This window comes from Cytobacillus sp. GQ23, from assembly GCF_059758675.1.
On sequence record NZ_JCAXER010000006.1, the window covers coordinates 55,761 to 68,310 of the forward strand.

Genomic DNA, 12,550 nt, shown 5'->3' on the forward strand with positions numbered 1-12,550 from the left:
GGCAGGAAAGAATTCTTTCATGTGCCGAAAAGTCTGTTTGATCATCATTCCAATCTGCTTAAGTTCTGGCCGCAATAAGCAATTACAAAAAAGAAATACATACAAAAAAGAAGCTCCTCTTTGGGCTTCCTTTTGGATGATCATAATCTTTTCTCATCGACGAGCTGACAGTCCGCGGAGCAATCATTGATATTTTTATTGCACCACAGCATATAAATGGCCTTCCCGTCACTAAGTGTGCCATCTGCCATATCCATTGGCAGCAGAGCGAAAAAAACATAATAAAAGGAAAAATAGATAAATTGGTACCACAGCATATTAGCATCCAGAACACCTATTTGGATCAAGTGATTCACAAGAAAAATACTCGCAATGTTTAAAATGGATCCTCCTACAAAGATAAGAGATTTGGTCAGTTTACTGCTGTATCTTAAAGAGGTATATTCACACCCTCCATACCAGAAGTAGTACCGTCTCAATTCCAAAAACCTCGTTGTGAATAGAATTTTCCCTGTGCCAATGATAACACGGATTCTTTTCCCGCCAAAAATGGCTGCAAAGAATATATGACCTAGCAAATGAATGAGGGTCACTATTGGGAATACCACAAAAAAAGCTTGCATGAACTTTAAAAAATCATCATACCCAAACATGGAAGTCCCTCCAATTCAATAGATCTATAAAAACTGCCCGATCAGACATCGTTAATTGATTGCACACCTCATGTGTACCCCTCATTTTACTGCACTAACGTAGATTATTTTTCCAGATTTTCCAATTAAATTTAAAGGGGCCGACCAGCTGCTACGTCTCAGGTCTTATTTAAAAATAAAGCTGAGGCTCGTTATAGCATTTACGGATTACAGGTAAGATGAAATCAAGAAAGGAGGAAACGAAAAATGAAAAAAGTTGGATTATTGATAGCAGGTGGAATTGCAGCGATGGTGCTGATTTCGAATCTTGGCCCAATCGTGGGTCTCGCAGTAAGCGCGGCAATTCTATACTTTGTGATTAAACAATTTTTAAAAGCAGAAAGCACCATGGCGAAAATCGGTCTTGGCATCATCGGATTTATGGCTTTGATGGCCACAGCTTCCAACTTCCCAGCAATTCTGGGGCTTGCAGCTGCATACGTGCTTTACCTGGTTTATAAAAAATGGAACGATTCAGGCTCAAGTGTAATGGAAGAAGATAATGATCCTTTTGCCAGCTTTGAAAAGCAATGGGCAGAATTAAATAAAAACTAAAAAGAGGAGAGATCCATATGGCAAACCTATTAACAAGAATAAAAGATACTGTAATGGCAGACCTTCATGAGGCGTTGGATAAAAAGGAGAAAAGGAATCCAATAGCACTATTAAACCAATACCTTCGTGATTGTGAGAGGGAAACTGAGAAGGTCCGCAAGCTGTTGGAACGTCAATATACATTGAAAGAAGAATTCACCCGGGAATACGAGCAGGCTAAAAACCTTGCAGATAAGCGCAAGCGCCAGGCAGATGTTGCTTCCAAGGCCGGTGAAGAGGAACTCTTCCAGTTCGCATCACAGGAGCAAATGCAGTATGAAGAGCGTGCCGGCCGCTTGAAGGATCTATTAGACCAGGCGGTAAATCAACTGGGTGATCTTGAAAGAAAATATGAGGAAATGAAGCATAAACTGAAGGATATGCATATCCGCCGCATGGAACTGATGGGCCGTGAAAATATTACACGCGCCAACAACCGAATGGATAAGGTGCTTGATCAAAACAGTGATAAATCCATTACAAGATTCCAGGAAATTGAGTCCTATTTAGACCGTCTTGAGCAGCAGGTGAAAAGCTCCTATCACCGCAGCACAATCGATGCACGCATCGCGCAGCTGGAAAAAGAGCTGGAGAAAAAGCCTGTATTGTAATAGCTGAGAAGTTCTATTTGAACAAAAAATGAAGCCTGCCTGTATGATATTTTTCTCAAAAGATAAAAACTCTTTCTACTTAACGAACAAAAAATGGTATTCTAAAAAGGCGTAGAATGACTGCGCCTTTTAATCAATCATTCCATATTACACAAAAGGAGGATGCCAGATGAACACTTACAACAAAAGGGACTATATGAACTGGATCATTATATTGGGCATTGTCTTTCTCTTTATAGAAATAGCCTTTTTCAACAGCGGTATGGTATTCTCTCTTCTTGTGCCAATTGGAATGGTATATATCGGAAGAAAGTGGATGCCAAAGAGCTCAGGTAAATGGCTTTTCTGGTTAGGATTAATCATTCTGCTCATCAATATTTTAGGCATGATGACGCTGAAATTTTTCCTGCTGGCAATTCTGGTCCACCTGCTGATTCAGTTTGGGCAGTCTAAGAAAGACCCTAAACGGATTCATCCGGATTTAAAGGAACCGGCAGTAAATCTCCAGAAAGATACAGTCATAAAAAAGAATCCCCTTTTTTCCAATATATTTGTCGGCCAGCAAAAAACGCCTGAGCAGGTGTATGAATGGAACGATATCAATATCCAGACCGGAATAGGTGATACCGTTATTGACCTGAGCTATACAGTCATTCCAAAGGGAGAGACCGTCATTTTCATCCGGAACTTCATTGGAAATGTACAGGTCCTTGTTCCTTATGACGTGGAGGTTAGTGTCAGCCATTCAGCCATAGCAGGAAAGGCCCGAATATTTGAGTACGAAGAATCAAAGATGTTTAATCAGCATCTTCACCTTCAGACGCCGGGCTTTGATCAATCCGGACAGCGCGTTAAGATTTTCACTTCCTTTGCAGCCGGGGATCTCGAGGTGAAGCGCGTATGAATATCCTTCAGCGGCAAATTGCATGGGGAGCGGGCATGTCTCTCCTCATTCTTGCTGTCCTGACAGCTTCTTTTTTTACGATGTTTCCCATTCCCGGCTGGAAGGATCTTTGGGAAACGGAAGTACTTGATATTCCTTTTATTATTTTTGTGCCGAGCATAAGTTTGGCCATTGGCCTGATCTTTGGTTTGCTGTCAGGCATTTACTGGCGCCGGCAGCTTTTTGCCGTAGATACTATGCTCCACCAGGTTGAAGAAGGCAGGCAATTAGAGGTACCGGAAACAGGTAAAGAATTGAAGTCTATAGCAGCCAGGGCTGAGAAAATCCAAAAGAATATAGCAGAACAGGCAAAGATCTCTCAAAAACTGGCAAATGAAAAAGCGGAAGATATCGAGAACAGGATGCAGGAGATTGTTTCCCAGGAACGGAACAGGCTTGCCCGTGAGCTTCACGATTCTGTCAGCCAGCAGCTGTTTGCTGCGTCCATGATGATGTCCGCCATTACTGAAACCCAGCAGGATCCGGAAGACAGGCAGGCAAAACAGCTGAAAATGGTGGAGGAAATGATTCATCAGTCACAGCTGGAAATGCGTGCCCTGCTGCTGCACCTTCGTCCGGCTGCACTTAAGGGCAAAAGCCTTCAGGAAGGAATTGAAGAGCTGTTAGTCGAATTGCTTCAAAAGGTTTCCATGGATATTGAATGGAAGGTTGAGAACTTCCCGCTCGATAAAGGGGTGGAAGACCATTTATTTCGCATCCTTCAGGAGGCTGTGTCCAACACACTCCGCCATTCCAAATCACAGAATCTTGAAGTGCTCCTGATTCAAAGAGATGATTATGCCATACTTCGGGTGGCTGATGATGGTGTGGGCTTTGATGTGGAGGAAACAAAGGCAGGCTCCTATGGCCTGCAGAATATGTATGAACGGGCAGCAGAAGTCGGCGGCAGCATGAAAATAATCAGTGTGAAAAATAAAGGAACCCGGCTTGAAGTGAAGGTTCCGATTATGTAAATAAATTTGTTTTAGGCAAGACTAAATTCTGAGGGTGAGGCCAATGATTAAAGTTTTATTTGTGGACGATCATGAAATGGTTCGGATTGGGGTGTCTTCCTATTTGACGGCACAGCCGGATATAGAGGTTATAGGTGAGGCGGATAACGGGAAAACAGCTATTGATCTGGCACTCGAATTGCGGCCGGATATCATTCTGATGGATCTGGTCATGAAAGAAATGGACGGAATCGAAGCGACCAGAAGAATCATAGAGCTATGGCCGGAAGCTAAGATCATTATTGTGACAAGCTTCCTGGATGATGAAAAAGTGTATCCGGCTTTAGAGGCAGGAGCGACAAGCTATATGCTTAAAACCTCGAAAGCCAGTGAGATTGCTGAGGCAGTCCGTTCTACTTATCATGGACAGTCGGTGCTTGAACCGGAAGTAACCGGAAAAATGATGGTGAAAATGAGGCAGAAAAACCAGCAGCTGCCCCATGAAGAGCTGACCAGCCGCGAGATGGAAATCCTTCTGTTAATGACACAAGGCAAAACGAACCAGGAGATCGCAGACGAGCTTTTTATTGCCTTAAAAACAGTCAAGACACATGTGAGCAATATATTAAGCAAACTGCAGGTGCAAGACAGAACTCAGGCTGTCATCTATGCCTTTAAGCACTCGCTGGCTAAATAATATTTTTGGAGAGCTAATCTTGATATTAGCTCTTTTATTTTTGCCTAAGAAATATGGAGGAAAAATGATTCAGAATCGGATCCTGAGGGTAACAATAAAACCAAACTAAAAAATGGCGGTGAGGAAATGTCTGTGATTGCATTATTGAAAAAAGGAAATAAATCATCCGGAATGGCGGCAATTGGAAATACAGCTCTGGCAATTGCTAAAGGCCTTGCAGCTCTTTCAAGCGGGAGCGGGGCGATGCTTGCCACAACTCTTCATTCTGTCGCTGACGCACTGAACCAGGGGTTTGTGTTCTTCGGCAGCGCGCTTGCAGAAAAGGAGCCAACTAAAAAATTCCCAACAGGATTTGGCCGGGTAATCAACCTGTTTGTCTTAATTGCTGTTATCGTCATTTCCATCATGGCCTATGAAACGATACATAAAGGCTGGGAATTGATTCAGCATCCAAAGGAATCCACCGATCTCTGGCTCAATGTTGGGGTTATGCTCCTTGCGGTGGGGGTTGATGGATTTATTCTATTAAAAGCCATGAAAGAAATCGGGCATGAAACCAGGAATCCCGCCAAAGGAATTGGGATTGTGCCGGTTGCCTTTAAAAATGTCAGGCTTGCCTCACCTCCGACACGCCTGGTTTTTTATGAAGATATTATTGCGACATTTGGTGCCCTGCTTGCTCTTGTTTCAATTCTAATTGCTCATTTTACAGGACTTTATTATCTGGATGGAGTCGGAACGATTTTAATTGGCCTGCTTCTGGTGGGCATAGCTGTAAAAATTGGATTTGAGAATACACTGGGCCTGATTGGAGTGGCAGCACCAAAGGACATTGAAGACCGCATCGCCAAAATTATTCTCGGAGATCCTCAGGTCGTGGATATAAAACAGCTGCGGCTGATCCAGGAAGGGAGAAGATATCATGTGGAAGGATACATTGAGCTGGTAGAAGGACTAACACTTGCCGATGCAGATGATATAAAAATTGGTGTGAGAAATCAGCTGCTGGATGATCCTGATATTAGTGATGTAACTCTTGGTATTCTTGAGACAGATCAAATCCAGACTTGGAAATAAATTGAAAAGGAAGCCCGCACTAAGGCTTCTTTTTTAGCGGGTATAAATTTTTTTCTTATCCGCGGAACCCCTGCTTCTAAAAAATGCACATTTTGCTGGAAAAATACCCATTGCCTTTAAATTGAAGAAATATTAAAATAAAACTAACCTATTTGAAATGGAGGTGGAGAAGAGATGAATGGAACTGTTTTGGCACGTGGTGAATGGATTGAATTCCTGACAATTTACCGTGCAATTTTTCATGGTTTTGCTGTTAACGGGACAAGTCTGCCCTTTTTTAGCAAATTTCATATGAAAACAAAACAGTGAGAACATCTCTTTAACGCGCATTCCAAGAACGGTGAAGGGAGCTTCTTCAAGCTCTCTTTTTTTATCCCGTTTAATTGCTGGAAGCTTCGCAACAAGATTAAGAAATCCTGCTGCGTCAAGCTTCCAACAAAAGTCCGATTAAATGAACTCAGTATTAAGCTGCCGCATTTTGGCAGCAGCTGAGTGGCCGGCGCATTGCCGCACAGCTAACTGGGAGCGGAAAATCGTCCAGAAAAAGCTTCATTTTATCAAGACTTTACCTAGCCGTAGGAGTATGTTTCCTATGGCTTTTTTATGTATATTTTAAAAATTTGGAGGAAATATCTATGATCGCATGCAGCGCACAGCAAGTCGGAAAAATTTATGGCGGAAATACCGTGTTTGAAAATATATCCTTCGAAATTCATGAGAGAGACAGGGTTGGTTTGACAGGAAGAAATGGAAGCGGAAAAACGACTTTGTTCAAATTGCTCGCTGGAGCAGAAGACCCGGATGCGGGCAAAATTCATTGGAGAAAGGGGTATGAAATTGGCTATCTGGCACAGATTCCGGACTATCCGGCAGGAATGAAGGCAATTGATGTTTTAAAAACAGCTTTTACTTATTTGCTGGAGATGGAAAAAACGATGAAGAAAATGGAACAGCAAATGGCAGATGAAACGGTTTCAGATCAATTATCTAAACTTATTGGAGAGTATGGAGAGCTGCAGGATCAGTTTGCACTGAATAATGGCTATGAAATGGATAGCCAGATAGACCGCATCTCAAATGGTCTTGATATCAGCAGTCTTCTGAACAAGGATTTCAGCATTCTAAGCGGTGGTGAAAAAACAAAGGTATGTCTCGCCCACATGCTTCTGAAAAGCCCGAATCTGCTTCTTCTGGATGAGCCGACCAACCACCTGGATATTAAGGCAGTGGAATGGCTGGCTGATTTTGTAAAGAATTATGAAGGAACAGTAGTGCTCATTTCACATGATCGCTATTTTCTAGATGAAACGGCCAGCAGGATTCTGGATTTGGAAGATGGCGAAATCACCCTTTACCAGACAAATTATTCAGGCTTTGTAAAAGAGAAAGAAGAAAGGCTGATGAGAGAGTTTCAGCAATATGAGGAGCAGCAAAAAAAAATCAAGAAGATGAAGGAAGCCATCAAGAGGTTAAGAGAGTGGGCCAATCAATGCACCCCGCCTAACGCGGGCCTTCATAAACGGGCAAGCAGCATGGAAAAAGCCCTCCATCGGATGGAGAAGCTGGACCGGCCTGTATTAAACCGCAAAAAAATGAATATTGATCTCGAAGCATCAGAGAGGAGCGGAAAAGATGTGATCTTAATGAAAGAAGTAAGCAAGTCTTTTGGGAGCAGGCACTTATTCCAAAACGTCAGCATACACATCCAATACCGCGACCGGACCGCTATTGTCGGGGATAATGGGACAGGAAAATCGACTTTGGTCAAAATGATGCTAGGAGAGCTAGAACCTGATGCAGGGGAAATTCGGATAGGGAGCAACTTGAAAGTCGGCTATTTGTCACAGCATGTTTTCACAAATGAAGATGATCAATCGGTGATTGATGCCTTTAGGGAAGGGCTTGCTGTAACGGAAGGAGAGGCACGCCATATTCTGGCCGGTTTCCTCTTTTATGGCTACACTGTTTTTCGTAAAGTTTCACAATTGAGCGGCGGTGAAAAAATGAGGCTCCGTCTGGCTCAGCTTATGCACAGGGACATTAACTTTCTTATTCTTGATGAACCGACCAATCACCTTGATATCGAATCTAGAGAGGTACTCGAAGAGGTATTGGAAGAATTCAATGGAACCATTTTGGCTGTCTCCCATGATCGTTACTTTATCAATCGAATATTCAGCAAAATATACTGGATTGATCAAAAAGAACTTCATTACTATGAAGGGAATTATGATCGGGCCAGAAAGAAAATGGATGAGAAGTGGAAAGCGGATATTGATGTGCCTGCTGTGAAAAAGGCTAAGATTGCAGCTGTTTTACCGGAAAAAAAGGATAAAGTGCAGGTTACTGAAGAGTTGGAATACGCAATTGAACAACTTGAAACAACTCTTATGAAATTAGAAACGGTTCTGGAATCGGAAATGGATCTGGAGAAACTGCAAACACTTTATAAGGAAAAAGAAGAACTTGAAAAGAAGAGGGAAGAGCTATACGGGAAATTGGATGCTATTTTATAAAGGCGAATGAGGGCTAACAAATGGGTTAGCCTTTTTTTATGCATTTAATCGAATTAATATAAGTTTATTTCAAATAAACCTTTCAGTTTTCATCTATTTCCTGTATAGTAATATACAAAATTGAATAATTATTTAAATCTGAATAATTTTACGAGAGTTTCTTTTAATAATAAGATCTTTCAAAAGAAAAAAGGCTATTCAATATTGAATAATTTTTTCGGAGGACCTAAATGAACAGCTTTTTCATGGATTGGAATAATGACAAAGAAGTCATATCTTCAATGGAAGAAGACATTATGGTAACCAATGCAGACGGCATAATTTTAAAAGTCAGTAAGGGCAGCGGGATGCATTATGGAATAGAACCGGAGACGCTGCTTGGTGAATCTGTATATGAGCTGGAAAGACGGGGAGTGTTTAAGCCTGCAATTACTCCTGAAGTATTAAAGAAAAAGAAAAAAGTCATTATGGTGCAAAAAGCCGGCTCGGGCAAAAAGATCCTGGTTACTGGGATTCCCGTATTTAATGAAGCTGGAAAAATCGATCATATCGTCAGCTATTCCTATGATGTTTCAGAACTTCTTGTTATTAAAGAATATCTGAATGGTGTTGAGGAGGAAATGGCCAGGGTAAAGAGCGAGCTGGATCTCCTGCGCAATAAGAGCATCAAAGTGGATGGCATGATAGCTGACAGCCTGGCGATGAGAAATATTGCCGAAACCATCAGAAGAATCAGGGATGTAGATGTCACAGTCCTGCTTCTGGGTGAATCTGGTGTCGGAAAATCGGCTCTCGCCAAATGGATTCATCAAAACAGTACGCGAAAAGACGGGCCATTCATTGAAGTGAACTGCAGTGCCATTCCGGAATCCATCTTTGAAGCTGAATTTTTCGGGTATGAAGGCGGTGCTTTTACAGGGGCAAAGAATAAAGGCAAAATGGGATTTGCTGAAATGGCAAAAGGAGGCACGCTATTTCTTGATGAAATTGGCGAACTCTCAGCTCATCTGCAGGCAAAGCTCCTGAAATTCATACAAGACAAGAAGTTTTATAGAGTAGGAGGGACAAAGCAGGTTCATGCAGACTTTAGGCTCCTGGCTGCAACAAACAAGGATCTCGAAAAAGCAGTGGAATCCAGGGATTTCAGGCAGGACTTATTCTTTCGGCTGAACGTGGTGCCATTAAAGATTCCTCCTTTGAGGGAGAGGAAAGAAGATTTATTTGCGCTCATTCATTATTTTCTCCACACTATCTCCAGGCGGCATAATCGTGAAAGACAGCTGGACAGGTCCTTGGTTGATCACCTGCTGCAGCTGGAATGGAAGGGGAATGTAAGAGAACTTGAAAACCTGATGGAGCGGCTTATCGTGACAAGCACTGATTTGAGGATCACGAAAGAGGATCTGCCGTATGAATACCACATACAGGTGAAAAAAGAGGATTTTATAGATTATGAGGGACAGTCTCTTCCGGCAATTTTGGAGGAGGTAGAGAAAAAAGTATTAATCAATGCAAGGAAGCGTTATCGAACTACTACTGAAATAGCGGTCGCTCTGGGGATCAGTCAGCCTTCAGTAGTGAGAAAATTAAAAAAATATGATTGTTAATACATACTTTGGCATGAATATTGCATTAAAGAATAGCAGAGAAAACATAGCATTAACATCAAATGCAGAATTCAGGAGGGAAAAGTATGAACGGAGAAAACTGGAGTCATCTTGTAGGGAACATTTCAAATTTATTGGCACCAAGCATGGCAAAGGACCATCCGAATTTGCCGGTGGTAAAGGCGGAGGGCTGCTATTACTACGGAGTCGATGGAAAAGAGTATTTGGATTTTACGTCAGGCATCGCAGTGGAAAATGTCGGGCATCGCCACCCAAAAGTTGTACAGGCTATTAAAGACAGTGCAGACCATTTGGTGCACGGACCGTCAGGCGTTATCATCTATGAATCTATTTTGCGGCTTGCAGAGGAGCTGGGAAAAATTACTCCGGGAAATCTGGATTGCTTTTTCTTTGCAAATAGCGGAACGGAGGCAATCGAAGGAGCTATTAAGCTTGCAAAGTATGTGACGAGAAGGCCGTATGTTGTCTCCTTCACAGGGTGTTTCCATGGAAGGTCGATGGGTGCTCTCAGTGTATCCACATCAAAGAGTAAATACCGCAAGTTTCAGCAGCCGTCCTGGCTTACCTATCAGCTTCCCTATGCGGATATGCGGGATTGTCCTTTTGGGGAAGATCCTGAGGAGTACTTCCCTAGGAAACTGGAAAAGGATGCAGAAACACTCTTTAAGCATCAGGTAGATCCGGAAGAGGTTGCCTGCATGATCATTGAACCGGTTCTTGGGGAAGGAGGATATATTATTCCTCCAAAGGTATGGATGCAGAAAATCAGGGAAATCTGTGACCGGCATGGAATTCTTCTAATATTTGATGAGGTGCAAACCGGCTTTGGACGTACGGGAGAATGGTTTGCCGCTCAGGCTTTTGATGTTGTGCCGGATATCATGGCAATTGCAAAAGGAATCGCGGCAGGATTGCCGTTAAGTGCGACTGCAGCATCAAAGGAGCTAATGGAAAAATGGCCGCTGGGGGCCCACGGAACAACATTTGGCGGAAATCCGATTGCCTGTTCAGCTGCCTTGGCTTCTCTTGAAGTGCTAAAAGCGGAGAATCTTTTGGAAAACGCAAAGCAAATGGGAGAGTATGCATTACAGAAATTACAGGCTTTGAAGGCTGAACATCCTGCTATTGGCAGTGTCAGAGGTCTGGGACTGATGATCGGCATTGAAATAATCGATCCGCGAACCGGAAAACCGGATGGGAATGCGGTAATGGATATTCTGAACTCTTCACTTGATAAGGGAGTCCTCTTTTATCTTTGCGGAAATTCAGGGGAAGTGATTCGGATGATTCCGCCGCTTGTCGTGACAAAGGAGCAGATTGACCAGGGACTGAAAGTCTTGGAAGAAGCACTTATGGAACATGAAGCAGTGGTTTCCAAATCATAAGGAGGTAAGAGCATGAAAGCTGAGACAAGGGTTAAGCCGCAAGCCGTGACAGGAGAGTCCTGGAAATTTATTATTCCATCTTTAATTGGGTCGCTTCTATTTCTCGTTCCCGTTAAATTCCAGGGAGACGTAACGATAGGCGTTGGTATTTTAGCATCACTATTAGGTAATGTGTTCAGTGAACAGATGCCTGCCATCATTATTTTCATTTTAGGATTATCGGTTTTTCTTTCCGTCCTGACAAAAACAGCAAAGCCTGCACTAATACTGAATAATAAGTTTTTAAAAGGATTGTTTGATACTGGAAAGTTCGGGTTAACAATGAGAATCCTCGGTTTCGCAGTCGGAATTATGACTATGTTTGAGATCGGGCCTGAATTTATCTGGTCACGAAATACAGGGGGTGTGGTTCTTTACGATCTGGCGCCCGTTTTGCTTACATGGTTCCTGTTCGCCGGCATCCTTCTTCCGCTTTTAGTGGAATTTGGATTAATGGAGTTCATTGGTGCACTTGTCCAAAAATTCATGAGACCATTTTTTACACTTCCCGGCAGGTCCTCCATTGATTGCCTTGCATCCTGGATGGGAGCTGGAACAGTAGGTGTATTGGTTACAACAAAGCAATATGATGAAGGCTTTTACACAAAAAGAGAAGCATCGGTCATCGCGACAACCTTTTCAATTGCCTCCGTTGCTTTCAGCCTCGTCGTAGCGAATGTGGTTGGTCTTGGACATTTATTCATCCCTTTTTACTTAACCGTTTCTGCTGCATGTGTGGTGGCAGCATTGATTATGCCAAGAATTCCGCCATTATCCCGGAAGCCTGATACTTATTATGAGCCTGTGGGACAGCAGATTGATGAAACAATTCCAGAAGGTGTTTCCAATTTGAAATGGGGATGGGAGCAGGCGATTAATAAAGCAAAAAATGCCCCGGGTCCCAAGAAGCTTTTAACCGATGGCATTGAAACGGTTCTGGATATTTGGATGGGCCTTATTCCGCTTGTTATGAGTCTGGGAGCTGCTGCCCTGATCATTGCGGAATATACTCCTGTATTCGCGTTTATTGCATCCCCGCTCATTCCGATTTTGGAGTTTATGCAATTGCCGGAAGCAGAATCAGCAGCACAAACCATGCTTGTTGGCTTTGCTGATATGTTCCTTCCTGCTGTTATCGGAAGCGGGATTGAGAGTGAGCTGACAAGATTTGTTGTCGCAGGACTGTCATTAACACAATTAGTATACATGTCTGAAATCGGAATTCTGATTCTGCGTTCAAATATTCCGCTGAATTTTATGGATTTATTCGTTATTTTTATCGAAAGAACGATTATTACATTACCTGTTATTGTACTGATTGCACATGTTTTTGTATTTTAACTGAAAGGAGGGCGGCATCTGGCTGCTCTCCTTTTCATTATATTAATTTTCTTAAAAATTCCTAAAGGCAATAT

At 42.6% G+C, this 12,550-nt stretch carries 12 protein-coding genes; 11 read left to right on the forward strand and 1 reads right to left on the reverse strand.

Translation table 11 applies throughout. The features are described from left to right. Window positions 1–140: 140 nt before the first annotated feature. Window positions 141–653: a hypothetical protein gene (locus AC6CHU_RS06710; RefSeq protein ID WP_498120852.1), complete on the reverse strand. Its 513-nt coding sequence runs from the start codon at window positions 651–653 to the stop codon at window positions 141–143. Between the two features lie 246 nt (window positions 654–899). On the opposite strand from AC6CHU_RS06710, the gene AC6CHU_RS06715 reads away from it, so the two are divergent. From AC6CHU_RS06715 to AC6CHU_RS06765, 11 genes are all read left to right on the forward strand, one after another. Continuing rightward, entirely contained in the window at window positions 900–1,247 is a 348-nt protein-coding gene (locus tag AC6CHU_RS06715) for a lmo0954 family membrane protein (RefSeq protein WP_159862067.1), read from the forward strand. A gap of 17 nt (window positions 1,248–1,264) precedes the next feature. Beyond that, window positions 1,265–1,897, forward strand: a complete 633-nt coding sequence (locus AC6CHU_RS06720) for a PspA/IM30 family protein (protein ID WP_498120855.1) — start codon at window positions 1,265–1,267, stop codon at window positions 1,895–1,897. Between the two features lie 169 nt (window positions 1,898–2,066). After that, window positions 2,067–2,801 carry a cell wall-active antibiotics response protein LiaF gene (liaF, locus tag AC6CHU_RS06725; RefSeq protein ID WP_159862065.1) on the forward strand — a complete coding sequence of 245 codons (735 nt, stop codon included), beginning with the start codon at window positions 2,067–2,069 and terminating at the stop codon, window positions 2,799–2,801. Next, complete coding sequence (locus tag AC6CHU_RS06730) at window positions 2,798–3,814, forward strand: sensor histidine kinase (protein WP_498120857.1); 1,017 nt, start codon at window positions 2,798–2,800, stop codon at window positions 3,812–3,814. The genes liaF and AC6CHU_RS06730 overlap by 4 nt, the downstream gene beginning before the upstream one ends. Before the next feature lie 43 nt (window positions 3,815–3,857). Further along, entirely contained in the window at window positions 3,858–4,490 is a 633-nt protein-coding gene (locus AC6CHU_RS06735; protein WP_159862063.1) for a response regulator transcription factor, read from the forward strand. 126 nt (window positions 4,491–4,616) lie between these two features. Then, the gene (locus tag AC6CHU_RS06740; RefSeq protein WP_251283260.1) at window positions 4,617–5,567 is read left to right on the forward strand and encodes a cation diffusion facilitator family transporter; all 951 of its coding nucleotides are present in this window, start codon (window positions 4,617–4,619) and stop codon (window positions 5,565–5,567) included. 174 nt (window positions 5,568–5,741) lie between these two features. Then, window positions 5,742–5,876, forward strand: a complete 135-nt coding sequence (locus AC6CHU_RS06745; protein ID WP_268891629.1) for an RAxF-45 family protein — start codon at window positions 5,742–5,744, stop codon at window positions 5,874–5,876. Window positions 5,877–6,202: 326 nt separating this feature from the next. Next, entirely contained in the window at window positions 6,203–8,083 is a 1,881-nt protein-coding gene (gene abc-f / locus AC6CHU_RS06750; RefSeq protein ID WP_159862061.1) for a ribosomal protection-like ABC-F family protein, read from the forward strand. Window positions 8,084–8,313: 230 nt separating this feature from the next. Then, the gene (locus tag AC6CHU_RS06755; RefSeq protein ID WP_498120860.1) at window positions 8,314–9,690 is read left to right on the forward strand and encodes a sigma-54 interaction domain-containing protein; all 1,377 of its coding nucleotides are present in this window, start codon (window positions 8,314–8,316) and stop codon (window positions 9,688–9,690) included. 86 nt (window positions 9,691–9,776) lie between these two features. Beyond that, window positions 9,777–11,096 (forward strand): aspartate aminotransferase family protein, encoded by a 1,320-nt coding sequence (locus tag AC6CHU_RS06760; protein ID WP_498120862.1) that lies wholly within the window; start codon window positions 9,777–9,779, stop codon window positions 11,094–11,096. A 12-nt stretch (window positions 11,097–11,108) separates the two neighbouring features. After that, window positions 11,109–12,476 (forward strand): YjiH family protein, encoded by a 1,368-nt coding sequence (locus AC6CHU_RS06765; RefSeq protein WP_159862058.1) that lies wholly within the window; start codon window positions 11,109–11,111, stop codon window positions 12,474–12,476. The last annotated feature ends 74 nt before the right edge of the window (window positions 12,477–12,550 follow it).